This window comes from Rhodococcus sp. AB351 (assembly GCF_049538275.1).
Lineage (GTDB): Bacteria > Actinomycetota > Actinomycetes > Mycobacteriales > Mycobacteriaceae > Rhodococcus.
The window spans coordinates 1-26,006 of the sequence record NZ_JBMVFW010000008.1; the positions used below are offsets into that span (position 1 = coordinate 1).

Genomic DNA, 26,006 nt, shown 5'->3' on the forward strand with positions numbered 1-26,006 from the left:
TCGTTTGGGTCCCCTTTCGTGTTTTCATGAGAGGATTTTTCTGTGTCCGACGGCAACGGTGAACGTCGGTCCTTCAGGAGTGGAGGATCCACTCCGTGGTCGGGCCGCAAGAACGAGCGCGAGGAACGCGCCGACGACAGCCGCGGCGAGCGCGCACCCCGCGACCGCGACGAGCGTGGACGCAGCGACGACCGCCGGCAGGGCGGTTACGGATCCGCCGGACGTTCGTCCGGCCGCGACGACCGTCCGCAGCGCGGTGACGATCGGCGCCCGCCCCGGAGCGACGATCGACGACCCCAGCGCAGCGACGACCGGCGTGGCGACGACCGCCGTTCCTTCCAGGGCGGAGACCGCCGGGATCGCGGCCGCGACGATGCTCGCTCCGGTCGCAGCGACCGTCCCTACCGCGAACGCTCCGGAGGCGACGACCGCCCCCGCCGCAGCGATGATCGTCCCCGCCACAGCGACGACCGTTCGAGCCGCGGCGACGATCGCGGTCGGCAGTACGGCGACCGTCCCCGTCAGGGTTCGGACCGTCCCCGCGGTGAGCGCAGCTACGGCAACCGCGACGATCGCCGCGGTGGCGACCAGCGCGGCAGTGATCAGCGCCGTGGTGGCGACCAACGCGGCGGCGGCGACCGGCGAAGCTACTCCGGCGACCGCCGCGGCCCTCAGTCCGGTGACCGCCGTGGCGAGGGAGCACCCCGTCGTCGTGGCGGTGAAGGTGGATTCGGTCCGGGTCGCGGGCGCGAAGGCATCGCACCGCAGCGTCGCGACGCCCGTCCGGACGAGCCGGACATCCCCGACGACGTCGAGGCCTCCGAACTCGACCCGACGATCCGCCGCGACCTGCTGAGCCTGGACAAGTCGAACGCGAACACCGTCGCCCGGCATCTGGTGATGGCCGGTCGTCTGCTCGACGACGACCCCCGTGCTGCGCTCACCCATGCTCGCGCCGCACGCCAGCGCGCCGGCCGCATCGCGGTCGTCCGCGAGGCCGCCGGCATCACCGCCTATCACGCCGGTGAGTGGGCGGAGGCGCTCTCCGAGCTCCGCGCAGCACGCCGCATGTCCGGTGGTACCGGACTGCTCGCCGTCATGGCCGACTGCGAACGCGGTCTCGGTCGCCCCGAGAAGGCGCTCGAACTGGGCCGGAGCGAGGAAGCTCGCAAGCTGACCGGTGACGAGGCCACGGAGCTGCGCATCGTCCTCGCCGGTGCCCGCATGGATCTCGGTCAGTACGACCAGGCCGTCGTGACCCTGCAGACGCCGGATCTCGATCCGGAGCGGACCGGTACGCCGGCGGCCCGTCTCTTCTACGCCTACGCCGACGCACTCGTCGCGGCCGGGCGAACCGAAGAAGGCCTGCAGTGGTTCCTGCACTCCGCAGGCGCCGACATCGAAGGCGTCACCGACGCCGAGGAGCGGGTGGAGGAGCTCACCGGAGAGGCGCCGTGACCGACGGCACCGACCTCTCTGCCGGTACGGCCTCCAGCGACAGCCTGCGTCGGATCTACGACGTCCTGCTGCTCGACCTCGACGGCACCGTCTATCGGGGCGCCGAACCCGTCCCGGGTGCCCGCGAGGCGCTGGCCGCCGGTGACGACACCGTTCTGTACGTCACGAACAATGCCAGCCGTCGGCCGTCGGAGGTCGCGCTGCACCTGCGGGAACTCGGCTTTCCGGCCGACGACTCGTCGGTGGTGACGAGCTCGCAGTCCGCTGCGCGCTTGCTCGCCGAGCGGTTCCCGGCCGATGCGCCGGTGCTCGTCGTCGGCACCGAGGCCCTGGCCGAGGAGGTGGCCGGTGTCGGCCTCACCCCGGTCCGGTCCGCGGACGCGCATCCGGTGGCGGTGGTGCAGGGGCATTCCCCGGACACCGGATGGGCGATCCTGGCGGAGGCGACGCTCGCCGTCCGCGCAGGCGCCCTGTGGGTGGCCACCAACGTCGACTCGACCCTGCCCACCGAGCGCGGACTCGTCCTCGGCAACGGCTCGATGGTCGCGGCGGTGCGCAACGCCACCGGCGCGACCCCGCTCGTGGCGGGCAAACCCGCAGCTCCGCTGCTCGAGGACGCGATCCGTCGCGGCGGTGCCCGTCGTCCCCTCGTCATCGGTGACCGGTTGGACACCGACATCGAAGGCGCCAACGCCGTCGGTGCGGATTCTCTGCTCGTGCTGACCGGGGTCAGCACCGTCGACGATCTGCTGCGGGCTCCGGCCGAGCAGCGCCCGACCTACGTCGCGGCCTCGCTCGCGAGCCTCGACCAGCCGGCCGACCGGCTGCGCGTCGCACCGCACGACTCGTGGGACGTCACGGTCGACGGAGGTGATCTTCACCTCGCCGCCGCGCAGTCGGCGGCCGATCCGATGGAGGCGCTGCGGGGTCTGCTCGACATCGCCTGGGCCAACCCCGGATTCGGGCAGGTCCATCCGGTGGACGAGCGTGCACGGTCCGTCGTGGACGCGTGGGCGGCGACGGTCTGATCCGCACCGGAGGGTGTGGCCCGGTCGCACCCATCGACTAGCGTGGACGGCGATGAGCACGCCGATTCCACGTCCGGGCGAACACCTTCCCGGCGCACGCCCCACCGTCGATCCCGCACACGTCCGCGAGGAGGTCGACGCGTTGCTGGCGCGTGTCCGCGAGGGCGCATCCGTCCCCGGTGCCGAGAGCACCGACCAGTCCGTGCTGCTCGAGCACGCCGACCTGCTCGAACGAGCCCACGAGGTCCTCGTGCAGGCCTTGTCGACCGTGGACAAGATCTGACGTGGCACGCCGGGCACGCGTCGACGCGGAACTGGTACGGCGGGGTCTGGCGCGCTCGCGTGAGCATGCCAGCGAACTGATCGCCGCAGGTCGGGTGCTGATCGCCGGCACCGTGGCCTCCAAACCGGCGACCGCCGTCGAACCGAACACGCCGTTGATCGTCACCGAGGTGAGCGACGAGGTCTCCTGGGCGTCCCGCGGTGCCCACAAACTCCTCGGCGCCCTGGAGGCGTTCACGCCGCAGGGGCTGCAGGTGTCGGGGCGTCGCTGCCTCGATGCCGGCGCGTCGACCGGCGGTTTCACCGACGTGCTGTTGCACGAGGGTGCCGCGGAGGTCGTCGCGGTCGACGTCGGTTACGGCCAGCTGGTCTGGCGCCTGCAGTCCGACGAGCGTGTCCACGTGATCGATCGAACAAATGTGCGTAGCATCGACGCGGAGACGATCGGCGGGCGCGTCGACCTGGTGGTCGCGGACCTGTCGTTCATCTCGCTGAAGTTGGTGTTGCCGGCGTTCGTCGCCTGCGTCGCCTCCGGCGGCGACCTGCTGCCGATGGTCAAACCGCAGTTCGAGGTGGGCAAGGACCGGGTCGGCAGCGGTGGCGTGGTGCGCGACCCGGCGCTGCGCACGGAGGCGGTGCTCGACGTCGCGCGCGAAGCGCAGCGGCAGGGCCTGCGCACCCTCGGAGCGGTGGCGAGCCCGCTGCCCGGGCCGTCCGGGAACGTCGAGTACTTCCTGTGGCTACGGGCCGCAGAGCCGGGGCCGGAGGAACTCGACCCGGCAGTGATCGAACTGATCGAGCGTGCGGTGCAGGAAGGACCACAGTGAGCGAAGAGACCGTCGCGGTCGACGCGGCGCGATCGGGCCGGGAGATCCTGCTGGTCTCCCATTCGGGGCGCGACGAGATCGCCGGCACCGCGCTGCGGGTCGCGAAGATCCTCGGTGAGGCCGGCATCGGTCTGCGCACCCTCGACGACGAGGCGGTGAGCAACGGACTCGGCGTCCTCGCACTGCCGGGCAGCTTCATCAGCGTCGTCGAACCGGGACCGGAGGCGGCCGCCGGCTGCGAGATGGTGATCGTCCTCGGCGGCGACGGCAGTTTCCTGCGGGCCGCCGAACTCGCGCAGTACTCGGCGGTGCCCGTCCTCGGGATCAACCTGGGCCGCATCGGGTTCCTCGCCGAGTCCGAGGCCGAACACCTCGAGGAAGCGCTCATGCAGGTGGTGCGCCGCGAATACCGCGTCGAACAACGCATGACCCTCGACGTGACGGTGCGCATGGACGACGAGGTCCTCGACCGCGGGTGGGCGCTCAACGAAGCGAGTCTCGAGAACAAGTCGCGGCTCGGGGTCCTCGAGGTGGTGCTCGAGGTCGACGGCCGTCCCGTCTCCTCGTTCGGCTGCGACGGTGTCCTCGTCGCCACCCCGACGGGCTCGACGGCCTACGCCTTCTCGGCCGGCGGACCGATCGTGTGGCCCGAACTCGAAGCGCTGCTGGTGATCCCGAGCAACGCACACGCACTGTTCGCGCGCCCGCTGGTGACCAGCCCCGAGTCGATCATCGCGGTCGAGACCCTCGCCGGCGGCCACGACGGAGTGGTCTTCTGCGACGGTCGCCGCATCATCGATGTCCCGGCCGGGGCCCGGCTCGAGGTGGTGCGAGGATGCGATCCGGTCCGCTGGGTGCGGCTGGATTCGGCACCGTTCGCGGATCGAATGGTGCGCAAGTTCGAACTTCCGGTGAAGGGCTGGCGGGGAAGGAAACTCTGAGATGCTCGCAGAGATCCGGATCGACAACCTGGGTGTGATCTCCGAGGCGTACGCGCGCTTCCACGGGGGACTGACGGTGCTCACCGGCGAGACCGGTGCCGGCAAGACGATGGTCGTCACGAGCCTGCACCTGCTCTCCGGGGTGCGCGCCGACCCCACCCGGGTGCGGGTCGGTGCCAACCGCGCCGTGGTCGAGGGCCGCTTCGAGATCGAACCGACGCCCAGCCACATCGAACAGCAGATCGCCGAACTGCTCGAGTCCACCGGTGCCCAGCGTGACGAGGACGGCAGCATCATCGCCGTGCGCACCGTCGGCAGCGACGGCCGCTCCCGCGCCCACCTCGGGGGACGCAGCGTGCCGGTGGGGGTGCTGTCCGAGTTCACCGGGCCGCTGCTGACCGTGCACGGCCAGAACGACCAGTTGCGGCTGCTGCGTCCCGACGAGCAGCGCGCCGCGCTCGACCGGTTCGGCGGCAAGACCGTCGCCGGTCTGCTCGACCGTTACCGCACCCGGCGGCGCCGCTGGCTCGAGGCCCGCGCCGAACTGCAGGAACGCACCGAACGGTCGCGTGAGCTCGCGCAGGAGGCCGACCGCCTGCACTTCGGTCTCGACGAGATCGACCGCGTCGCACCCGAACCGGGGGAGGACACCCGCATCGTCGACGAGGTGCGGCGCCTGTCCGACCTCGACTCGCTGCGCGAGGCCGCCACCGTCGCGCACAACGCCCTCGCCGGCGACGACAGCGGCGACGCCGACGCGTACTCGGCGGCACTCGACCTGCTCGGCGAGGCCCGCGCCCGCCTCGAGGGCTGCGACGATCCCGCCCTGCGCGAACTCGGTCCCCGCCTCGGGGAAGCGATCGCGGTGGTCACCGACGTCACCGGTGACATCTCCGGTTATCTGTCCGACCTGCCGTCCGACCCGAGCGCCCTCGAGACGCTGCTCAACCGGCAGGCGGAACTGAAGAACCTCACCCGGAAGTACGCCGCCGACATCGACGGCGTGCTCGAGTGGGCGCGCGAGGCCCGCGAACGCCTGTCCGGTCTCGACGTCTCCGCGGAGGCGATCGACAAGCTCGCCGCCGAGGTCGACGCGGAGGCCGCCGCGACCGCGGAGGCCGCCACCGCCCTGTCGACGGCGCGGCACAAGGTCGCCGGCAAACTCGCGAAGGCCGTGAGCAAGGAACTGTCCGGCCTCGCGATGGGACGCGCCGTGCTCGACGTGCACATCGCCGACCGCGCGGCCACCGCGAGCGACACCGCGCCGCTGCAGGTCGGCGACCGGCTCCTGCACGCCGGCGAATCCGGGATCGACGAGGTGGAGTTCCGGCTCGCCCCGCACAGCGACGCCCCGGCCCGCCCCCTCGCGCGTAGCGCGTCCGGCGGTGAACTCTCCCGTGTCATGCTCGCCCTCGAAGTGGTGCTCGCCGGTTCCGAACGCGGCGCGACGATGGTCTTCGACGAGGTCGACGCCGGGGTCGGTGGTCGCGCCGCCGTCGAGATCGGCCGGCGACTCGCGCGCCTGTCGCGCACCCACCAGGTCATCGTGGTCACCCACCTGCCGCAGGTCGCGGCGTTCGCCGACACCCATCTCGTCGTCGACAAGGTCGACGACCGGGCCGGGGTGATCAGCAGCGGGGTGCGCACCCTCAGCGAGGAGGAGCGGGTCACCGAACTGGCCCGCATGCTCGCCGGGCTCGACGACACCGAGACCGGGCGCGCGCACGCCGAGGAACTGCTGGCCGTCGCCCACGCCGAGCGCACCGGCTGACCTGCCCGGGGCGCCGGGTGATGTTCACACGACTACCGGCGCGCCTCCACAACCTCACTCGTATACCGGCGCATCATCTCTTGCATGAAGATGCCGGCGCTGCTGTCCCGTAACAACGAAACGTTGCCCGGAGTGAGTGGCATTGCCCGGGTCGACAGGAACACCGCGAAACTGCTGCGCCGGATCGGTCCCGGCGACGTGGTCGTCCTCGACGCCATCGACCTCGACCGCGTCACCGCCGACGCGCTCGTCGAAGCGGGCGTCACCGCGGTGATCAACGCGTCCCCGTCCATCTCGGGCCGGTACCCGAATCTCGGTCCCGAGGTGATCGTCGCGCACGACATCGTGCTCGTCGACAACGTCGGCACCGAGGTCTTCAAGAAGATCAAGGACGGCGCGAAGGTCCGGGTCCACGAGGGCGGCGTGTACGCGGGGGAGAAGCTGCTCATCGAGGGCGACGAGCAGACCGACATCGAGATCTCCGACCGCATGATCGAGGCGCGGACCGGGCTCGTCGACCACCTCGAGGCGTTCTCGGGCAACACCATCGAGTTCATCCGCTCGGAGAGCCCGCTGCTCATCGACGGCGTCGGCATACCCGACATCGACCTGGACCTGCGCGACCGGCACGTCGTCGTCGTCTCCGACGGCCCCGGCCACGCGCAGGACCTCAAGGACCTCAAGCCGTTCATCAAGGAGTACTCACCGATCCTGGTGGGTGTCGGCCCCGGCGCGGACGCCCTCTCCAAGGCGGGCTATCGCCCCGACCTCATCGTCGGCGACCCCGACGAGATCGGCACCTCCACCCTCAAGTCCGGCGCCGAAGTGGTGCTGCCCGCCGACCCGGACGGCCACGCCCCGGGTCTCGAGCGGATCCAGGATCTCGGCATCGGCGCGATGACCTTCCCCGCCGTCGGCACCCCCACCGACCTGGCGCTGTTGCTCGTCGAGCATCACGGTGCGGCGCTGGTGGTGACCGTCGGCAGCACCGTCTCGCTCGACGAGTTCTTCGACCACGGCCGTCGCGACACCAATCCGTCGGCGGTGATGACCCGTCTGAAGGTCGGGCCGAAACTCGTCGATGCGAAGGCGGTGGCCACCCTCTACCGCAGCCGCGTCTCGGGCGGTGTGATCGCCCTGCTCGTCTTCGCGGCCCTCATCGCCGTGATCGCCGCGCTCGCCGTGTCCAATCTCGGTGGCGACGTCGTCGAACTCGCCCGTCAGTGGTGGGAGTCCGCCGTGGAGTGGATCCGGGGTCTGCGCGCGTGATCTCGATGCGCCATCACGTCGTCTCCCTGGTGGCGGTGTTCCTCGGCCTGGCGGTCGGGATCGTGCTCGGCTCCGGGTTGCTGGCCGACAGCGTCGTCTCCGGCCTGCGCGACGACAAGGCCGAGCTGCGCCGCGAGGTCCAGGAGGCCGAGGACCACGGCAGCCGGCTCGAGGCCCAACTGCTCGCCGCCGACGGGTTCGACTCGACCATCGGTCCGCGGATCGTGCGCGACGAACTGCTCGACCGCACCGTCCTTCTCGTGACCACCCCGGACGCCGCCCCCGAGGACGTCGACGCCGTCGTCCGCTCCGTCGGTGACGCCGGCGGCCGGGTCACCGCCCGGATCGCGCTGACCGACTCGTTCGTCGACGCCTCCGGCACCGACCAGCTCCGCACGACCGTCACCAACGTCGTACCCGCCGGGGTGGAACTGCAGACCGGCGCCGTCGATCCCGGCAGCCTCGCCGGGGATCTGCTCGGCGCGGTGCTGCTCGTCGACCCGGGCACCGGACAACCGCGCAGCACCCCCGAGGAGCGCGCCCTCGCCCTGACGACGCTGCGCAGCGGCGGTTTCATCACCTACGAGGACGACCGGGTAGAACCGGCCCAGAGCGCCCTCGTCGTCACCGGCGACCACAGCGGCAACGCCGAACGCGCCGGCAACCGCGGGTCGCTCGTCGCGCGCTTCGCGGGGGTCGTCGACGGCCGCGGCGCCGGCGCGGTGCTCGCCGGCCGTACCGGGGCAGCGGAGGGCAACGGACCGATCGCCGTCGTCCGGGCCGACGCGGCGCTCGCCGCGGGCCTGTCCACGGTCGACAACCTCGACCGCGAATCGGGGCGCCTGACGACGGTCCTGGCGCTGCGCGAGCAGTACGACGGGGGCAGCGGCCGGTACGGGACGGGGCCGAGCGCCACCGCCGTCACCGTCGGCTCCCCGGCCCGCTGAGCGTCGCCGCCTGTGACGTCGATTGCACCGGGGGTCCGCAATCGCGAGTCGGGTACGCGCCTGCCCACGGAGGTGTTACCGTGAAGTTCCGTGGGTCGGCAGGCCCCAGCTGTATCGCATCAGTCCAAAAGTCCTGCACCTGACGTCACGGGAGCTTCTTTGCCACAGTCACGCCACTCGCGTACCCCTACCAAGCACATCTTCGTCAGCGGGGGCGTCGCGTCCTCTCTCGGCAAGGGGCTCACAGCGTCGAGCCTGGGCACTCTGCTCACCGCACGCGGCATGCGCGTGACGATGCAGAAGCTCGACCCGTACCTCAATGTCGACCCCGGCACGATGAATCCGTTCCAGCACGGTGAGGTCTTCGTCACCGAGGACGGCGCCGAGACCGACCTCGACGTCGGCCACTACGAGCGCTTCCTCGACCGCGACCTGACCGCCGACGCGAACGTCACCACCGGCCAGGTGTACTCCACGGTCATCGCCAAGGAACGCCGCGGCGAATATCTCGGCGACACCGTGCAGGTCATCCCGCACATCACCGACGAGATCAAGCGCCGCATCCTCGCGATGGCCGCGCCCGACTCCGAGGGCCAGACCCCGGACGTGGTGATCACCGAGATCGGTGGCACCGTCGGCGACATCGAGTCGCAGCCCTTCCTCGAGGCCGCCCGCCAGGTGCGCCACGAGGTCGGCCGCGACAACTGCTTCTTCCTGCACGTCTCGCTCGTGCCCTATCTCGGGCCGTCCGGTGAGCTGAAGACCAAGCCGACCCAGCACTCGGTGGCGGCGCTGCGCAACATCGGTATCCAGCCCGACGCGCTCGTGCTGCGCTGCGACCGCGACGTGCCGGCCTCGCTCAAGGCGAAGATCTCGCTGATGTGCGACGTCGACGTCGCCGGCTGCATCTCCTGCCCCGACGCGCCGAGCATCTACGACATCCCGAAGGTGCTGCACAGCGAGGGACTCGACGCCTACGTCGTGCGCCAGCTCGGCCTGCCCTTCCGGGACGTCGACTGGACGGTGTGGGGCAACCTGCTCGAGCGGGTCCACAACCCCCGCGAGACCGTCGAGGTCGCGCTCGTCGGCAAGTACATCGACCTGCCCGACGCCTACCTGTCGGTCACCGAGGCGCTGCGCGCCGGCGGTTTCGCGCACCGCGCGAAGGTCAAGATCCGCTGGGTCGCCTCCGACGAGTGCGAGACCGAGGCCGGTGCCGAGAAGCACCTCGGCGACGTCGACGCCGTCCTGATCCCCGGCGGCTTCGGCATCCGCGGCATCGAGGGCAAGCTCGGCGCCATCCGGTTCGCCCGCACCCGCCGGATCCCGCTGCTCGGCCTGTGCCTGGGCCTGCAGTGCGTCGTCATCGAGGCCGCCCGGTCGGTCGGCATCGAGGACGCCTCGTCCACCGAGTTCGATCCCGACACCACCGCCCCGGTCATCTCCACGATGGCGGACCAGGAACAGGCGGTCGCCGGTGAGGCCGATCTCGGCGGCACCATGCGTCTCGGCGCCTACCCGGCCGCGCTGAAGAAGGGCTCGGTCGTGGCCAGGGCCTACGGCAGCGAGCAGGTCTCCGAACGGCACCGGCACCGCTACGAGGTCAACAACGCCTACCGCGACAAGATCGCCAAGTCCGGTCTGGTGTTCTCCGGCACCTCCCCGGACGGGCGGCTCGTCGAGTTCGTCGAGTACCCGGCCGAGCAGCATCCGTTCTTCGTCGCCACCCAGGCGCACCCGGAACTCAAGAGCCGGCCCACCCGCCCGCACCCGCTGTTCTCCGGCCTCGTCGCCGCGGCACTGCAGTACAAGGCGGCCGAACGGCTCCCGGTCGACATCCACGGCGAGAACAGCACCTCCGAGGAATCGGTCGGCTCGACCGCGTCGACGTCCACCGCCGGCGACGCCGAGTAGTCGACATGGCGCAGCGACACGACTTCCGCACCTTGGACAGCCGGCGGATCTACACGGGCGCCATCGTGTCGCTGCGCGTCGACGACGTGGCGATGCCCGACGGGCACACCGCCGAACGCGAAGTGGTCGAACACCACGGCGCGGTCGCGGTGGTGGCCGTCGACGAGCAGGACCGGGTGGTGCTCGTGCACCAGTACCGGCACCCGCTCGGCCGGCGACTGTGGGAACTGCCCGCCGGGCTGCTCGACGCACCCGGCGAGGACCCCCTCGACACCGCCCGCCGCGAACTCGCCGAGGAGACCGGCCTGGCCGCCGCCGACTGGGAACTTCTCGTCGACATCGCGCTCTCACCCGGATTCACCGACGAAGCCGTGCGCGTCTTCGCCGCCCGGGGTCTGAGCGCCGTCGACCGGGCCGAACCCGAGCACGAGGAGGCCGATCTCGAGGTCCACCGCGTCCCGGTCGACGAGGCCGTGGCGATGGTGCTGCGCGGGGAGATCGTCAACGCCACCGCGGTATCCGGTCTCCTCGCGTTCGCGACGGCCCGCGCGACGGGCACCGCGACCCGCGCACCGGATGCGCCGTGGCCGGACCGGCCCACCACCTTCGCCCGCACGCGCGCGGAGGGGTGAGCGGTGCTGCCCGGTGAGGAACGTCCCGCCACGCAGGTCGCTCCGCAGCCGTCCCCGACGCTTACCGGGCAACTCGACGCCTACCTCGCGCACCTGACCGTCGAACGGGGGGTCGCGGCGAACACCCTCGCCTCCTACCGCCGCGACCTGCTGCGCTACGTCGAACACCTCACCGACATCCACGTCGGCGACCTCGCCGACGTGCACGAACACCACATCAGCGACTTCGCCGCGAGCCTGCGCCGCGGGGATCCGGAACGCAACCGCCCGGCGCTGGCGGCGAGTTCGGCCGCCCGCGCCCTGATCGCCGTGCGGGGCCTGCACCGCTTCGCCGCCGCCGAAGGACAGACCCCGGTCGACGTCGCCCGCACCGTCAAACCCCCGGCGCCCGGGCGTCGCCTGCCCAAGGCGCTGACCGTCGACCAGGTCAGCGCGATCCTCGATGCCGCCGCCCCCGACGCCGACGGGCCCCGCAGCCTGCGCGACCGCGCCCTGCTCGAGCTGCTGTACTCCACCGGCGCCCGCATCTCCGAGGCCGTCGGACTCGACGTCGACGACATCGACACCGAATCACGCACCGTGCTGCTGCGCGGCAAGGGCGGCAAGCAGCGACTCGTCCCGGTCGGCCGCCCGGCGCTCGGCGCGCTCGACGCCTATCTCGTGCGGGGGCGACCCGCCCTGACCACCGGCCGCACCGCCGCGGTCTTCCTCAACGCGCGCGGCGGCCGCCTGTCGCGGCAGAGCGCGTGGAAGGTGCTGCAGACCGCCGCCGAACGCGCCGGGGTCGACGTCGGGGTGTCGCCCCACACGCTGCGGCACTCCTTCGCGACCCATCTCCTCGACGGGGGCGCCGACGTACGCGTGGTGCAGGAGTTACTGGGGCATGCTTCTGTGACGACCACGCAGATATACACCCTGGTCACCGCCGGTGCCCTTCGCGAGGTGTGGGCGCAGGCGCATCCGCGGGCGCGATGACCGACTCCGCAGGGGACGCGTGTCCGTGCGGTGATCCTGCCGACGAAGCGGTAGCGTTCTGGGGACGAGCCGCCGGGCCACCCGACGGGTCGACGAGAAGACATCTGGGTCGCAAGACAGGGGGAGTACCGAACGTGGGCACACCTCGGCCACCCGCCACGTACATGGAGCCGGAGCACCTCCGGTCGAACACCGTCCCGGTCGACGCACACGGCCGCGAGGACACCGACAGATCGTCCACCACCGAGCCGACCACCAGCGCCGCAACCGCCGCCGAGCCCGATCTCGGACCGACCGGCCGGCCACGCCGTCCCGTCCCGGAACCGGTGCCGCTGTCCACCCACGGACCGGCCCGCATCATCGCGATGTGCAACCAGAAGGGCGGGGTCGGCAAGACCACCTCGACCATCAACCTCGGGGCGTCCCTCGCCGAGTACGGGCGCCGCGTCCTGCTCGTCGACCTCGATCCGCAGGGCGCACTGTCCGCCGGACTCGGTGTCGCCCACCACGATCTCGATCTCACCGTCCACAATCTGCTCGTCGAACCGCGGGTGTCCACCGACGACGTGCTCGTGCGCACCCACGTCGAGGGCCTCGACCTGCTGCCGAGCAACATCGACCTGTCGGCGGCCGAGATCCAGCTCGTCTCCGAGGTCGGCCGCGAACAGGCACTGGGCCGCGCCCTGTACCCGATGCTCGACCGCTACGACTACATCCTCGTCGACTGCCAGCCCTCGCTCGGGCTGCTCACCGTCAACGCGCTCGCGTGCGCCGACTCGGTGCTCATCCCCATGGAGTGCGAGTTCTTCAGCCTGCGCGGCCTGGCACTGCTCAACGACACCGTCGCCAAGGTCCGCGACCGGCTCAACCCGAAGCTGGCCGTCGCCGGCATCCTCGTCACCATGTTCGACCAGCGCACGCTGCACGGTCGTGAGGTGATGTCGCGGGTCGTGGAGGTCTTCGGCGATCTCGTCTACGACGCCGTCATCAACCGCACCGTCAAGTTCCCCGAGACCAGTGTCGCCGGCGAACCCATCACCCGCTGGGCACCGACCTCTGCCGGCGCCGAGTCGTACCGCGCCCTCGCGCGGGAAGTGATCCACCGGAGCGGTCGCTGAGTCCCGTGCACGCTCCTGTCCAGGACTCGGCGGACACCGGCACGGCACCCGACGCGGAGGTCGAGGCGGTGGTCCTCGAGGAACCCACCGAACCGGCCCAGCCGGAGGTCGAGGAGACCCCCTCGGGTTTCCACGTGCGCCTGCGCAACTTCGAGGGCCCCTTCGATCTGCTGCTCACCCTCATCTCGCAGCGCCGCCTCGACGTCACCGAGGTGGCACTGCACGAGGTCACCGACGACTTCATCGCCTACACCCGCAAACTCGGCCCCGAACTCGGGCTCGATCAGACCACCGAGTTCCTGGTCGTCGCCGCGACCCTGCTCGACCTCAAGGCCGCCCGGCTGCTGCCCGCCGGTGAGGTCGACGACCCCGAGGACCTCGCCCTGCTCGAGGCCCGCGACCTGCTGTTCGCGCGTCTGCTGCAGTACCGGGCGTACAAGCAGATCGCCGAACAGTTCGCCGCCCTCGAGGCCGCAGCGCTGCGCCGCTATCCGCGCGCGGTGTCGCTCGAGGAGTGCTACGAGAATCTCGTACCGGAGGTCGTGCTCGGCGTCGACGCGCACCGCTTCGCCGAGATCGCCGCCGCGGCGTTCCGGCCGAAACCACCACCGACCGTCGGCCTCGACCACCTGCACACCCCGAAGGTGTCGGTTCCCGAACAGGCCGCCCACATCCTCGGTCTGTTGCGTGCCCGTGGCGCCGGGGTCTGGGTCGGATTCGACGAACTCGTCGTCGACTGCGATCTCGGGCTGCTGGTCGTCGCGCGGTTCCTCGCGTTGCTCGAGCTCTACCGCGAACGCGCCGTCACCTTCGAACAACCCGACCCGCTCGGACACCTGCAGGTCGCGTGGACGGGGGAGACCGACGGGGAGGCCATCGATTTCGAGGAGGACTACGGGTGAGCGACGACACCGTCGCGCGGGAGCACGCGGACGACGCTGCGCCCGAGAGTGATGCTGCGCCGGGGAACGCGGACGGCACCGTGCGGGAACGTGACGAAGACACTGCTGCGCCGGAACGCGCGTGGGACGGGGAACTTCTCGAGATCGCCGACGACGAACTCACCGCAGCACTCGAGGCACTGTTGCTCGTCGTCGACACCCCTGCGCCGACCGAGCAGCTCGCGACCGCCATCGGGGTCACCGCCGACCGCGCCGAGGCCGCGCTGCGGCGTCTCGCACAGGACCTCACCGCGCGCGGATCCGGCATCGACCTGCGGTTCGCCGGCGACGGCTGGCGCTTCTACACGCGCCGCGACTTCGCGCCCTACGTCGAGAAACTGTTGCAGGGCGGCGCGCGCACGAAGCTCACCCGCGCCGCGCTCGAGACGCTCGCCGTGATCGCCTACCGGCAACCGGTGACCCGCAGCCGTGTCCGTGCCGTGCGCGGCGTCAACGTCGACGGGGTGATGCGCACCCTGCTCGCGCGGGATCTGATCGCCGAGGCGGGCACCGATCCGGAGACCGGCGGCACGCTCTACGTCACCACGGAGCTGTTCCTCGAACGCCTCGGCCTGGCGTCTCTGCAGGATCTGCCGCCCGTTGCGCCGCTTCTGCCCGATGTCGATGTGATCGACGACATCGCCGACAGTCTCGAGTCGGACCCACGATTTGAGAGAATGGGAAAGAACGCGCGTCCCGAGACTCTCTCGCCCGCGGAGTTCGATCCAGAGAACTGACAGGAACCAAGTGAATACACCCGCTCGCCGTGATGGCACACCGGACCGTAGAAGAAACAATCCCCGCAGCGCGAACACGCGCAACACCGGGGGATCCCGCTCGGGACGCGCGGACGCACCGCGTTCCGGAGGACGCACCGAAGCACCGCGCTCCGGAGGACGCACCGAAGCACCGCGTTCCAGCGGACGTACCGACGCTCCCCGCTCGGGGCGCGCAGGGGCTCCCCGTTCGGGGGAGCGCACCGACTCACCCCGCTCCGATCGCCGGGCCACTCCCGGCCAGTCGGCCGGAGGCCGCAAACCGGCCCAGCCGGCCGCCGGCCGCAAACCGCACCGCAAGGGCACCTCGACTGGTAAGCCTGCCGCCAAGCGCGCGGCGCAGCGCGTCGTTCCGACCGTGAGCAACGCTCGTCCCGCGCGTCACCAGCATCGCGAAGCCGGCCCCGCCCAGCTGCCCGCCGGTGAAGGCGTGCGGCTGCAGAAGGTGCTCGCCCAGGCCGGCGTTGCCTCGCGCCGCGCAGCCGAGGAACTCATCGCCGCGGGTCGCGTCGAGGTCGACGGCAACATCGTCGTCGAACAGGGCCTGCGCGTGGACCCGGAGAACGCCGTGATCCGGGTCGACGGCGTCCGCGTCGTCATCAACAAGGACCTCGTGCACCTCGTGCTGAACAAGCCCCGCGGGTGGCAGTCCACGATGTCCGACGATCTCGGCCGTCCCTGCGTCGGTGACATCGTCTCCGAACGCGTCGCCGCCGGGCAGCGCCTGTTCCACGTCGGTCGTCTCGACGCCGACACCGAGGGTCTGCTGCTCCTCACCAACGACGGCGAACTCGCGCACCGGCTGATGCACCCGTCCTTCGAGGTGCCCAAGACCTACCTGGCGACCGTCAAGGGTGTGCTCGCCCGCGGTGTCGGCAAGCAACTCAAGGCCGGCGTCGAACTCGAGGACGGACCCGCCTCCGTCGACGAGTTCTCGCTGCTCGAGGTCCACGAGGGCCAGTCGCTCGTGCGGCTCGTGCTGCACGAGGGCCGCAAGCACATCGTGCGGCGCCTGCTCGATGCGGTCGGTTTCCCCGTGATCCGGCTCGTGCGCACCAATATCGGTCCCGTGGCGCTCGGCGACCAGCGTCCCGGCACCCTCCGTGTCCTCGGCCGCAACGAGGTCGGTGGCCTGTACCAGGCGGTGAAGCTGTGACCGCCGCACCGGCCGACGCGCTGGTCGTCGCGATGGACGGACCGTCGGGCACGGGCAAGTCCACCGTCTCCAAGCGCCTCGCGCAGCATCTCGGTGCCGCCTATCTCGACACCGGCGCGATGTACCGCATCGCGACGCTGCACGCCCTGCGCCGCGGCACCGATCTGACCGATCCGGCGGCGATCGCCGCGGCCACCGCCGACCTGCCGTGGTCGATCGGCACCGACCCCACCGTCGAGGACATCCGCCTCGACGGAGACGACGTGCGCGAGATCATCCGCGGTGCCGAAGTCACGGCCGCGGTCTCCGCGGTCTCCGCCGTGCCCGAGGTGCGCACCCTGCTCGTCGAGGCCCAGCAGCGTCTCGGCCGCGCCGAGCACCGCGTCGTGATCGAAGGACGCGACATCGGCACGGTCGTCTTCCCCGACGCGGACGTGAAGATCTTCCTCACCGCCTCGGCGGAGGCCCGTGCGCACCGGCGCAACAACCAGAACATCGCCGAGGGCCGCGGCGACGACTACGAGGCGGTCCTCGCCGCGGTGCAGCGCCGCGACCACCTCGACTCCACCCGCGCGGTGTCCCCGCTGCGCGCGGCGGACGACGCGGTCGTCGTGGACACCAGCGACATGAACATCGACGAGGTGATCGCCGCGCTGCTCGCGGTGGTCGCCGAGCAGACTGGAGCGAAGCTGTGAGCGACGACCTGAGCACCGACTACACCGGGTTCGACGGCGACGGCACCTGGTCGGAAGAAGGCGACTGGGACATCGAGTTCGCCGAGGGCGGCGATCTCGAGGAGTTCGTGCCGGTCCCGACCGTCGCTGTGGTCGGCCGACCGAACGTGGGCAAGTCCACCCTGGTCAACCGCATCATCGGCCGACGTGAAGCCGTCGTCGAGGACGTCCCGGGCGTCACCCGCGACCGGGTCTCGTACGAGGCGTCGTGGAACGGCCGCCGATTCATGGTGCAGGACACCGGCGGATGGGAGCCCGACGCGAAGGGCATGCAGCAGTCCGTGGCCCGTCAGGCGGAGGTCGCGATGCGCACCGCCGACGCGATCCTCGTCGTCGTCGACGCCACCGTGGGCGCCACCAGCGTCGACGAGGCCGTCGCGAAGGTACTGCGCCGGTCCAAGACCCCGGTGCTGCTCGTGGCGAACAAGGTCGACGACGACCGCGTCGAATCCGAGGCCGCAGCCCTGTGGTCCCTCGGACTCGGCCAGCCCTATTCGGTGTCGGCCACCCACGGCCGCGGCACCGGCGACCTGCTCGACGAGCTGCTCGCCAAGCTGCCGGCCACACCCCGCGAGGGCACCGGTGGGGAAGGGCCTCGCCGCGTCGCACTGGTGGGCAAGCCGAACGTCGGCAAGTCGAGCCTGCTCAACAAACTCGCCGGCGACGAGCGGTCGGTGGTGCACGACATCGCCGGCACCACCGTCGACCCGGTGGACTCGATCGTCGAGCTCGGCGGCAAGCCGTGGCGATTCGTCGACACCGCCGGTCTGCGCAAGCGCGTCAACAGCGCGTCCGGCGCCGAGTTCTACGCCTCCCTGCGCACGCGCGGTGCGATCGACGCGGCCGAGGTTGCGGTCTTGCTCATCGACGCCTCGCAGCCCATCACCGAGCAGGACCAGCGGGTCATCACGATGGTCGTCGAGTCCGGCCGCGCCCTGGTGATCGCCTTCAACAAGTGGGATCTCGTCGACGAGGACCGCCGCTACGAACTCGGCCGCGAGATCGACCGCGACCTGTTGCGGGTGCCGTGGGCGTCGCGGGTGAACATCTCCGCCAAGACCGGTCGCGCCGTGCAGAAGCTCGTACCGGCCATGGAGACCGCCCTCGAGTCGTGGGACAAGCGCATCTCGACCGGACGCCTGAACTCCTGGCTCAAGGAGGTCGTGGCCGCGACTCCGCCGCCGATGCGCGGCGGTCGCCTGCCCCGGGTGCTGTTCGCCACCCAGGCGGCCACCCGGCCGCCGACCTTCGTGCTGTTCACCACAGGCTTCCTCGAAGCCGGCTACCGCCGCTTCCTCGAACGTCGCCTGCGTGAGGAGTTCAACTTCGACGGCAGCCCCGTGCGGATCTCGGTGCGCGTGCGGGAGAAGCGCGACCGCCGCAAGTGAGCTCCCGACGCCCGGTCGTGAAAACGCGCTGACCAGCCGATTAGTGTTTCGGTCCGTTCCTGTTGTAATCTCTGAGAGCGCTCGGAGAGAGCGCGGACGGGCTGTGGCGCAGCTTGGTAGCGCACTTGACTGGGGGTCAAGTGGTCGCAGGTTCAAATCCTGTCAGCCCGACAGCGAAAACCCCTTCCGACTCCGGTCGGAAGGGGTTTTCTCGTTTCTGCGGGGGTCTCATCCGGTCGTCGCCTGCGCAGCGGTACGCACCCCGGAGAACCTCACCGACGGTGACGAGGGCGAGGCAACGGTCTCCGACGGCGACGTCTCGTCGTGGGCGGTTGCACGACGTGCGGTCGGGCGCGTGCCGGCCGACCTCGTCGACCGACCCGAGTACGCCCGAGCCGCAGTGGCGGTCTCCTGACACGGATCGCGCCGAACGGTCCCGGATCCGGTGCGCACCGTCCACGATGAGAAATGCGTCGGCGGACGGTCATTGTCCGTGCGGCACCATCCGTGCCCTGCGGCACCCGCGAAAGGACCATGATGACCACTCGATTCAATCCCTATCTCGCATTCCGCGATTCCGCACGCGAAGCCATGGAGTTCTACAGGTCGGTGTTCGGTGGTGAGCTGACGGTGAGCACATTCGGCGACATGCACGACTGGGACGATCCGAACGAGAACGCGAAGGTGATGCACTCGATGCTCACCACCGACCGCGGTTTCGTGCTCATGGCCTCGGACACCCCGCAGGGAACGGATTACACGCCCGGCACGAACTTCTCGCTCTCGCTCAGCGGGGACGACGAGAGCGTGCTCCGGGGTTGGTGGGACGCACTGACCGCGGACGGTCGCGTCGACATGCCGCTCGAGCGTGCCCCGTGGGGCGATCTGTTCGGCATGTGCACCGATCGCTTCGGCGTGTCGTGGATGGTCAGCATCGGCGACCAGCAGGGCTGAACCCGCGCCGGTCGGCGCCCGTCAGCCGAGACGGGCGTCGAGCTCGCGCACCAGCTTCGCCGGCGCGGTCTGCCGATAGGACATGTCGAGCAGTTCGGCGACCTCGTCCCAGTCCACCTCCGGACGGGCGAGGTCGTACCCGACCCACCCGGACGGCCCGAAGTACATCGGCACATAGGTGTGGGATTCCTCGAGCAGCGCGCGGCGTTCCTCCTCGTCGGGTTTGACGATGAGGGAGCGGGGAAACGGTGCGCGGGTGCCCTTCTCGCCGCCTCCGAAGACCGCGAAGGCCGTACGTGTGGAGAAGAACGGACGGCCGTGCGAGATCTTCTCGCTCGCGCCGGGCAGGGCCAGCGCGAGCGAGCGCACACGGGCGAGCAGAGGATCCGCCTCGTCGAACATCACCGGATGCGGCATGAGCGGAGCGTACCGAGCGACTACGACAACGGTCGCGGGATCGACTCCTCGGCATCAACTATTCCGGCTCTTCAGCGCATCGATACCGGCGTGCAACAGCGGCTCGACACCGCGGCCGAGTTCCTCGAACCCCTCGCCGACAGTCTTGCCCTGGCGGAACCGGAAGTAGATGCCCTCGAGGATCACCGCGAGCTTGTAATAGGCCAGGGCGAGATGGAACGCCATGTCCGACAGGTCACGTCCGCCCGCGGCCTCGTACCGCGCGAGCAGTTCGTCGTCACCGAGGAAGCCCGGAGCGCGGGACACCGTCGAGACGGGGAACTCCGTGTTCCCCCGCGCCAGCCGCTGGTACACCAGCAGCAACGCCACATCGGTGAGGGGATCGCCGAGCGTGGCCATCTCCCAGTCCAGCACCGCGACCACCTTGTCGTCGTCGTCGACGAGGACGTTGTCGAGCCGGTAATCGCCGTGCACGATGCCCACCTCGCCGTCGCCGGGCAAATTGTCGACGAGCAGCCGGTGCAGCTCGTCGGCGCCGTCGAGGTCCCGGCTGTGCGAGTTCTCGAGCTGTGTGGTCCAGCGCCGCACCTGCCGCTCGAGGAAGCCCTGGGGGCGGCCGAATTCCTCGAGCCCCACGGTCGCCGGGTCCACCGCGTGCAGGGCCGCCAGGGTGTCGACCATCCGCTCGGAGATCACGCGCGTGCGCTCGGCGCCGAGCGGTTCGAGTTCCTCCGCGGTGCGATAGGGCGTCCCCACGACCAGATCCATGAGGTAGAAGGGCGCGCCGAGCACCGAATCGTCCTCGCACAGCAGATACGAGCGGGGGACCGGTACCGCGGTGCCGGCGAGCGCGGAGATGACGCGGTACTCGCGGGCCATGTCGTGGGCGGTCGCAAGGACGTGTCCGAGTGGGGGACGGCGCAGCACCAGCCGCCGGTCGCCGTCGGTCACCTCGTAGGTGAGATTCGAGCGCCCGCCGCTGATCAGGCGGGCGCGGAGGGGACCGGAGAACAGGTCGGGGGCGGAGGTCTGCAGATAGGCATCGAGCGCATCGAGGTCGAGGCCGGCGGGCACGTCGTTCATCGAGCTCCTTTCCGTCGGCTCCCACTATGACCGCGGGCGGGGATCCGTGTCCGGAGAACTCCCACCCCGGGTAATTACTCCGAGCGGTACGGAAACCGTAGATATCCAGAATATCCCTCCTCGCGACCGACGCCACCGACACCGGCCACGACATGCGCCTACCCGCCGGTCCAGTTGTGACGAACTACTGTCGACCCATGCCCGCTGCTCATCCTCTCGACCGAGACAACGTCCGCGACGCGCTGGACGCGTTCGATTCGCGCCGACTACCGCTCGACGGCCGCCGGCACGCAGCCGTCGTCGTGGCGGTGCTCGACGACGTGAACGGCAATCCCGTCATGCCCCTCACGCGGCGACCGACGCGTCTGCGGGCGCATCCCGGCCAGTTCGCGTTGCCGGGCGGGCGTCTGGACGAGGGGGAGCAGCCCGAGGAGGCCGCCCTGCGCGAGTTGCACGAAGAGCTCGGTCTCGACCTCGGCCCCGAGGCCGTTCTCGGCCGGCTCGACGACTACGTCACCCGCTCCGGTTACGTCATGTCGCCGTTCGTCGTGTGGTCGGACATCGCCGTGACCGACCTGAAGCCCAGCCCCGACGAGGTCGACGTGCTCTTCGCCGTCACCACCGACGAACTCGACGTCGACCCGCGCTTCGTCACCATCCCCGAATCCGACAAGCCGGTGATCCAGTGGCCCTTCCGCGGTCACCTCGTCCACGCACCGACCGCTGCGGTGGTCTACCAGTTCCGTGAGGTCGTGCTGCGCCGGCGGGCCACCCGCATCGACGGTCTCGAGCAGCCGGTCTTCGCCTGGCGCTGACACCCCGGAACCTCCGGTCGCGCGGCTGTGCAAGGCTGGACTCCGCGCCCGAACGGAACTCCGGCGGGGCACCACGAGTACGACCCCACGAGAACACGGAGCGGCCCCACCATGACCGATGCGACCGGAACCGCCGACGCGCGCGGATCGGACCGCATCCTCACCGTGCCGAACGTCCTCAGTTTCGTCCGGCTGCTGGGTGTGCCCGTCTTCCTCTATCTCGTCCTCGTCGCCCACGCCGACGTCTGGGCGCTGATCCTGCTGGCCGCGAGCAGCATCACCGACTGGGCCGACGGCAAACTCGCCCGGCTGCTCGACCAGACCTCCCGCCTCGGCGCCCTTCTCGATCCCGCCGTCGACCGCCTCTACATCGTGGCCACCCTCGTCGCCCTCGTGGCGCGCGACATCGTGCCCTGGTGGATCGCCGTGATCCTCGTCGGCCGCGAACTCGTCCTGGCCCCGACCCTGGCCGTCTACCGGCGCCGGGAACTGCCCCCGCCGGACGTGCTCTACCTCGGCAAAGGCGCGACCTTCCTGCTCATGTGTGCGCTGCCACTGATGCTCGGGGCCGTCGCCGTGCCCGCCTCGGAGCCGATCACCGGCCCACTCGGCTGGGCCGCCCTGATCTGGGGGACCGTGCTGTACGTGTGGACCGGACTGCTGTACCTCGGGCAGGCCGTCGCGACGGCACGGATCGTGCCGGCCGGGAGGTGATCCGATGAGCCGCGCGTGGGAACGCATCCGGCGCAATCCGGTGCCCTCGCTCCTGAAGTCGCTCCTCGAGGATCATCTCGACCCCGGCTACGCCGCGTCCGCCGCGGACCGGGCCGCAGGGCGCCCGAGCACCTCTCCGCGCGCGTCGCGCGCGTGGCTCGGCGCCGGAGTTCTCCTCGCCGGCCTCGTGATCGGCGTCGCGTACGCGCAGAACGCCGACGTGCAGGCAGGCACCGACAGCACCCGCGCCGAGATCCTCGACTCCCTCCGGGCAGGGGACGAACGCATCGACGCGCTCACCGCTCGGCGGGACGAACTCGGCGCCGCGACCGACGAACGACGCACCGCCCTGTTCTCCGACGGAGTCGACGGCGCAAGCATTCTCGACGAACTCCGCGACGCCGAGACCGCAGCCGCGGCAACACCCGTGCACGGTCCGGGGATCACGGTCACCCTCACCGAACCCGCCGCGCGACCGAACCTGTCGGATGCGGCGCGACTCGAGGACCGGCCCACCGCGCTCGTCCTCGACCGCGACCTGCAGTCGGTCGTCAACGCGTTGTGGGCGGCCGGCGCGGAGGCCGTCGAGGTCGGCGGCGTGCGGGTGGGCCCCGGCGTCACCATCCGGCAGGCCGGGGGAGCGATGCTCGTCGACAACCGGCCCGTATTCTCCCCGTACACGGTCTCGGCGGTGGGATCTCCGTCCCGGCTGCAGACGTCCTTCGTCGTCAGCGACGCCTACCTTCGCATCGCGGGGATACAACAGCTCTACGGGGTGGGATTCACCCTCGCCGAGGAGGACGATCTCGAGCTTCCGGCCGCCACGGTCCGGAAGCTCGGCAGCAGCGGAGAAACGGGGTACAGGTGAAGCGACTCGAACACGGTCACGCGCTCTACGCGGTGCTCGCACTGGCGATCGGGATCGGCGCCGGAATCGTGTTCAGCCCACAGGTACCCGACATCGTGCAGCCCTACCTGCCCATCGCGGTGGTCGCCGCGCTCGACACGGTCTTCGGCGGGCTGCGCGCCTATCTCGACGACATCTTCGATGCGAAGGTGTTCGTGGTGTCGTTCGTCTTCAACGTCCTCGTCGCCGCACTGATCGTGTGGCTCGGCGACCAGCTCGGGGTGGGCACCCAGCTGTCGACCGCCGTCATCGTCGTCCTCGGCATCCGCATCTTCGGAAACGCTGCCGCCCTACGTCGTCGCCTGTTCGGAGCCTGACCGTGACCGAACCGCAACAACCCGGTCCCGCACCCGACACCGGTCCCGCACCCGACACCGGCACTGCGCGCGCCACCCGCTCGCAACGCGTCTTCCTCGTTCTCGCGGCGATTCTGGTCGTCCTGCTCGGCGCCGGCATCGCCACCCAGGTGCGCACCACCGACACCGGCGACGCTCTCGACTCGGCGCGCCCCGCGGACCTGCTCGTGCTGCTCGACAGCCTCAACCGCCGCGAAGCCGCTCTCCGCCAGGAGATCACCGAACTCGAGCGCACCCTCTCGAGTCTCGAACAGGAAGGCTCGGAAGCGGCACTCGAGGAGGCCCGTACGCGCCTGTACACGTTGTCGGTCCAGCTCGGCACCGAACCCGCCACCGGACCCGGAGTGGTTCTCACCGTCGACGATCCGCGCGAAGGTGTCGGATCGGAGGTGCTGCTCGACATGATCCAGGAGCTGCGCGCGGCGGGTGCCGACACGATGCAGATCGCCGGGGCGAACGGCGAGACCGTGCGCATCGGAGTCGATTCGTGGGTCACCGGACCGGGCGGCGACATCGTCGTCGACGACCGCCGACTCGACGCTCCGTACACCGTCACCGCCATCGGCGACGGACCGACTCTCGCCGCCGCGTTGAACATTCCCGGCGGAGTGGTCGACACGGTCGCCCGTGCGGGCGGATCATTGTCCGTGGAACAGTCTCCGCAGGTGGAGGTGTCCGCCTTGCGGGAGATCGAGCCACGCCAATACTCTCAGCCCGGTAACTGAATCCGACGTTCCGGTCGAACGTCGTCTCCGAAAGGACCAGTCTTGACCGATTTCGCGACACCCGAGGATCTGCGGTACACCCCCGAGCACGAGTGGGTGCGCAGGACGGGCGCGACGACCGTGCGCATCGGGATCACCGACTACGCACAGTCCCAACTCGGCGACGTGGTCTTCGTGCAGCTGCCGGAGGCGGGCGCCGAGATCGCTGCCGGCGAGTCCTTCGGAGAGGTCGAGTCCACCAAGAGCGTGTCGGACGTGTTCGCGCCGCTGACCGCGAAGGTGACCGCCGTCAACACGGAACTCGACGCGAATCCCGAACTGGTGAACAGCAGCCCGTACGAGGAGGGCTGGCTCGTCGACGTGGAGGTCGGCAGCGAGAGCGACCTCGACGAGGCCCTCGCGGAGACGCTCGACGCGGAAGGTTACCGCGGGATCACGGAAGGCTGACGGACCCGACAGGTAACGTGACCGCGACTGTCTGCGTCAGTACCCCCGCGCGGGGTACGGTCGGATATGGCGTGTGCCGTGTCGGACCTGAACGGGGCGAACGAATCAGCGACCGCCCGGGATCACCCGGGTGGTCGAACGGATAAGGAGAAACGGTGAGCGAGAACGGCAACGCGGGCTACGAGGAGACTCCTGCAGAGACCACTTCGGTATTTCGCGCCGACTTCCTGAACGAAGTGGAAGGCGCAGGTTCGGCCACCACCGAAGCGCCCGTCTCGGGTGTCGAGGGCCTGCCCGCCGGATCGGCGCTGCTGGTCGTCAAGCGGGGGCCCAATGCAGGATCGCGCTTCCTGCTCGACCAGCCCACCACCTCGGCGGGCCGGCATCCCGACAGCGACATCTTCCTCGACGACGTGACCGTCAGCCGTCGGCACGCCGAGTTCCGCCAGGACGAGGGCGAATTCCAGGTCGTCGACGTGGGAAGCCTCAACGGCACCTACGTCAACCGCGAGCCGGTCGACTCCGCCGTCCTCGCGAACGGCGACGAGGTGCAGATCGGTAAGTTCCGGCTGGTGTTCCTGACCGGTCCGCGAGGTAACCAGGGCGCAGGTAGCTGATGACCGCGGCCCGCCAGCCGGCGCCGGCCGGAATGTCGATCGGGTCGGTGCTCGACCGCCTGCGTCCGGAATTCCCGGACGTGACGATCTCGAAGATCCGGTTCCTCGAGGCCGAGGGACTGATCAGCCCGGAACGCACCCCCTCGGGCTACCGACGCTTCTCGATCGCCGACTGCGAGCGTCTGCGGTACGTGCTCACCGCGCAACGCGATCAGTACCTTCCGCTCAAGGTGATCAAGGAGCAGCTCGAGGCGATCGACCGCGGCGCCGCCACGGTGGGATCGGTCGAGACCCGGATCACCCGGCCGCGCCCGCTGGCGGTCGCCCGCGGGGAAGTCTCGCCGGAGGATCTGCGCACCGACCGCGAGATCCGGGTGAGCCGCGACGATCTGTGCACCCGCGCGGGGATCGACGCGTCCTTCCTCACCGAGCTGGTGGGGGCGGGTCTGGTCAAGCCGGGCCCGGCCGGTTTCTTCGACGAGGACGCGGTGCTGCTCGCCCGCACGGCGAAGGCGATGGCGGAGTTCGGTCTCGAGGTTCGGCACCTGCGGGCGTTCAAGCTCGCCGCCGACCGCGAGGCCGCGCTCGTCGCGCAGATCGCCGGCCCGATCGCGAAGGGCCGCGACGCGGGGGCGCGGCAGCGCGCCGAGGAGATGGTGCGCGAACTGGCCGCACTGTCGTTGACATTGCACACCTGCCTGGTGAAGGCGGCGGTGCAGGGGGCACTCGACCGCTGAGGCGACGAACTCGTCGCCGATCGCGTCCACGGCCCTCCGTCGGGTGGTGACCTACGGCACCTGACGGATGCGCTGGA

27 protein-coding genes, 1 tRNA gene and 1 pseudogene are annotated in these 26,006 nt (G+C 70.4%); 27 read left to right on the forward strand and 2 right to left on the reverse strand.

Annotated features, from left to right (window positions below; all coding sequences use genetic code 11):
• Positions 1 to 477 precede the first annotated feature (477 nt).
• The 19 genes and pseudogenes from ACPCXD_RS16855 to ACPCXD_RS16945 form a co-directional block, all read left to right on the forward strand.
• Positions 478 to 1,458, forward strand: a pseudogene (locus tag ACPCXD_RS16855) (tetratricopeptide repeat protein); the annotation flags it as partial.
• Complete coding sequence (locus ACPCXD_RS16860; protein ID WP_088899751.1) at positions 1,455 to 2,486, forward strand: HAD-IIA family hydrolase; 1,032 nt, start codon at positions 1,455 to 1,457, stop codon at positions 2,484 to 2,486. The pseudogene ACPCXD_RS16855 and the gene ACPCXD_RS16860, both read left to right, overlap by 4 nt.
• Before the next feature lie 52 nt (positions 2,487 to 2,538).
• Positions 2,539 to 2,769 carry a hypothetical protein gene (locus tag ACPCXD_RS16865; RefSeq protein WP_088899750.1) on the forward strand — a complete coding sequence of 77 codons (231 nt, stop codon included), beginning with the start codon at positions 2,539 to 2,541 and terminating at the stop codon, positions 2,767 to 2,769.
• A gap of 1 nt (position 2,770) precedes the next feature.
• The gene (locus ACPCXD_RS16870) at positions 2,771 to 3,595 is read left to right on the forward strand and encodes a TlyA family RNA methyltransferase (RefSeq protein WP_088899749.1); all 825 of its coding nucleotides are present in this window, start codon (positions 2,771 to 2,773) and stop codon (positions 3,593 to 3,595) included.
• Positions 3,592 to 4,536, forward strand: a complete 945-nt coding sequence (locus ACPCXD_RS16875; RefSeq protein WP_088899748.1) for an NAD kinase — start codon at positions 3,592 to 3,594, stop codon at positions 4,534 to 4,536. Before ACPCXD_RS16870 ends, ACPCXD_RS16875 begins: the two co-directional genes overlap by 4 nt.
• 1 nt (position 4,537) lies before the next feature.
• Positions 4,538 to 6,307 (forward strand): DNA repair protein RecN, encoded by a 1,770-nt coding sequence (gene recN / locus ACPCXD_RS16880; protein ID WP_088899747.1) that lies wholly within the window; start codon positions 4,538 to 4,540, stop codon positions 6,305 to 6,307.
• 84 nt (positions 6,308 to 6,391) lie between these two features.
• Positions 6,392 to 7,576, forward strand: coding sequence for a putative cytokinetic ring protein SteA (steA, locus tag ACPCXD_RS16885; RefSeq protein WP_423660418.1), 1,185 nt, complete (start codon positions 6,392 to 6,394; stop codon positions 7,574 to 7,576).
• Positions 7,573 to 8,523 carry a copper transporter gene (locus ACPCXD_RS16890; RefSeq protein WP_423660420.1) on the forward strand — a complete coding sequence of 317 codons (951 nt, stop codon included), beginning with the start codon at positions 7,573 to 7,575 and terminating at the stop codon, positions 8,521 to 8,523. The genes steA and ACPCXD_RS16890 overlap by 4 nt, the downstream gene beginning before the upstream one ends.
• A 159-nt stretch (positions 8,524 to 8,682) precedes the next feature.
• Complete coding sequence (gene pyrG, locus ACPCXD_RS16895; RefSeq protein WP_160877664.1) at positions 8,683 to 10,437, forward strand: CTP synthase; 1,755 nt, start codon at positions 8,683 to 8,685, stop codon at positions 10,435 to 10,437.
• 5 nt (positions 10,438 to 10,442) lie between these two features.
• Positions 10,443 to 11,069 carry an NUDIX domain-containing protein gene (locus ACPCXD_RS16900; RefSeq protein WP_160877666.1) on the forward strand — a complete coding sequence of 209 codons (627 nt, stop codon included), beginning with the start codon at positions 10,443 to 10,445 and terminating at the stop codon, positions 11,067 to 11,069.
• Positions 11,070 to 11,072: 3 nt separating this feature from the next.
• Positions 11,073 to 12,044, forward strand: coding sequence for a site-specific tyrosine recombinase XerD (xerD, locus tag ACPCXD_RS16905; protein WP_016695503.1), 972 nt, complete (start codon positions 11,073 to 11,075; stop codon positions 12,042 to 12,044).
• Between the two features lie 134 nt (positions 12,045 to 12,178).
• Positions 12,179 to 13,162, forward strand: coding sequence for a ParA family protein (locus ACPCXD_RS16910; RefSeq protein ID WP_026061770.1), 984 nt, complete (start codon positions 12,179 to 12,181; stop codon positions 13,160 to 13,162).
• 68 nt (positions 13,163 to 13,230) lie between these two features.
• Entirely contained in the window at positions 13,231 to 14,064 is an 834-nt protein-coding gene (locus ACPCXD_RS16915; protein WP_186455180.1) for a segregation and condensation protein A, read from the forward strand.
• Between the two features lie 80 nt (positions 14,065 to 14,144).
• On the forward strand, positions 14,145 to 14,840 hold the full coding sequence (scpB, locus tag ACPCXD_RS16920; RefSeq protein ID WP_145692068.1) for an SMC-Scp complex subunit ScpB: 696 nt from the start codon (positions 14,145 to 14,147) through the stop codon (positions 14,838 to 14,840).
• Between the two features lie 10 nt (positions 14,841 to 14,850).
• Positions 14,851 to 16,035, forward strand: a complete 1,185-nt coding sequence (locus ACPCXD_RS16925) for a pseudouridine synthase (RefSeq protein WP_423660423.1) — start codon at positions 14,851 to 14,853, stop codon at positions 16,033 to 16,035.
• A gap of 32 nt (positions 16,036 to 16,067) precedes the next feature.
• A complete protein-coding gene (gene cmk / locus ACPCXD_RS16930; RefSeq protein ID WP_037192036.1) occupies positions 16,068 to 16,730 on the forward strand; it encodes a (d)CMP kinase in 663 nt (220 codons plus the stop codon).
• Entirely contained in the window at positions 16,727 to 18,157 is a 1,431-nt protein-coding gene (der, locus tag ACPCXD_RS16935) for a ribosome biogenesis GTPase Der (RefSeq protein ID WP_016695593.1), read from the forward strand. The genes cmk and der overlap by 4 nt, the downstream gene beginning before the upstream one ends.
• Before the next feature lie 97 nt (positions 18,158 to 18,254).
• Positions 18,255 to 18,328 (forward strand) — tRNA-Pro (locus tag ACPCXD_RS16940).
• A 366-nt stretch (positions 18,329 to 18,694) separates the two neighbouring features.
• Positions 18,695 to 19,111, forward strand: coding sequence for a VOC family protein (locus ACPCXD_RS16945; protein ID WP_026061784.1), 417 nt, complete (start codon positions 18,695 to 18,697; stop codon positions 19,109 to 19,111).
• Between the two features lie 21 nt (positions 19,112 to 19,132).
• On the opposite strand, the gene ACPCXD_RS16950 is transcribed toward ACPCXD_RS16945, so the two are convergent.
• Entirely contained in the window at positions 19,133 to 19,528 is a 396-nt protein-coding gene (locus tag ACPCXD_RS16950) for an MmcQ/YjbR family DNA-binding protein (RefSeq protein WP_160877668.1), read from the reverse strand.
• Positions 19,529 to 19,582: 54 nt separating this feature from the next.
• Positions 19,583 to 20,611 carry a phosphotransferase family protein gene (locus ACPCXD_RS16955; RefSeq protein WP_423660425.1) on the reverse strand — a complete coding sequence of 343 codons (1,029 nt, stop codon included), beginning with the start codon at positions 20,609 to 20,611 and terminating at the stop codon, positions 19,583 to 19,585.
• A gap of 197 nt (positions 20,612 to 20,808) precedes the next feature.
• Between ACPCXD_RS16955 and ACPCXD_RS16960 the strand changes: the two genes are divergently transcribed.
• The 8 genes from ACPCXD_RS16960 (at position 20,809) to ftsR (ending at position 25,929) form a co-directional block, all read left to right on the forward strand.
• Positions 20,809 to 21,426 carry an NUDIX hydrolase gene (locus ACPCXD_RS16960; RefSeq protein WP_423660427.1) on the forward strand — a complete coding sequence of 206 codons (618 nt, stop codon included), beginning with the start codon at positions 20,809 to 20,811 and terminating at the stop codon, positions 21,424 to 21,426.
• Between the two features lie 111 nt (positions 21,427 to 21,537).
• A complete protein-coding gene (locus tag ACPCXD_RS16965) occupies positions 21,538 to 22,140 on the forward strand; it encodes a CDP-alcohol phosphatidyltransferase family protein (RefSeq protein ID WP_160877672.1) in 603 nt (200 codons plus the stop codon).
• A gap of 4 nt (positions 22,141 to 22,144) precedes the next feature.
• On the forward strand, positions 22,145 to 23,008 hold the full coding sequence (locus ACPCXD_RS16970; protein ID WP_423660429.1) for a DUF881 domain-containing protein: 864 nt from the start codon (positions 22,145 to 22,147) through the stop codon (positions 23,006 to 23,008).
• The gene (locus ACPCXD_RS16975) at positions 23,005 to 23,364 is read left to right on the forward strand and encodes a DUF1290 domain-containing protein (RefSeq protein WP_160877676.1); all 360 of its coding nucleotides are present in this window, start codon (positions 23,005 to 23,007) and stop codon (positions 23,362 to 23,364) included. The genes ACPCXD_RS16970 and ACPCXD_RS16975 overlap by 4 nt, the downstream gene beginning before the upstream one ends.
• 2 nt (positions 23,365 to 23,366) lie before the next feature.
• Positions 23,367 to 24,128, forward strand: a complete 762-nt coding sequence (locus ACPCXD_RS16980) for a DUF881 domain-containing protein (protein ID WP_160877678.1) — start codon at positions 23,367 to 23,369, stop codon at positions 24,126 to 24,128.
• A gap of 42 nt (positions 24,129 to 24,170) precedes the next feature.
• Positions 24,171 to 24,575: a glycine cleavage system protein GcvH gene (gene gcvH / locus ACPCXD_RS16985; RefSeq protein ID WP_160877680.1), complete on the forward strand. Its 405-nt coding sequence runs from the start codon at positions 24,171 to 24,173 to the stop codon at positions 24,573 to 24,575.
• 155 nt (positions 24,576 to 24,730) lie between these two features.
• A complete protein-coding gene (gene garA, locus ACPCXD_RS16990) occupies positions 24,731 to 25,192 on the forward strand; it encodes a glycogen accumulation regulator GarA (protein ID WP_006552746.1) in 462 nt (153 codons plus the stop codon).
• Entirely contained in the window at positions 25,192 to 25,929 is a 738-nt protein-coding gene (gene ftsR / locus ACPCXD_RS16995) for a transcriptional regulator FtsR (protein ID WP_160877682.1), read from the forward strand. Before garA ends, ftsR begins: the two co-directional genes overlap by 1 nt.
• Positions 25,930 to 26,006: the final 77 nt, after the last annotated feature.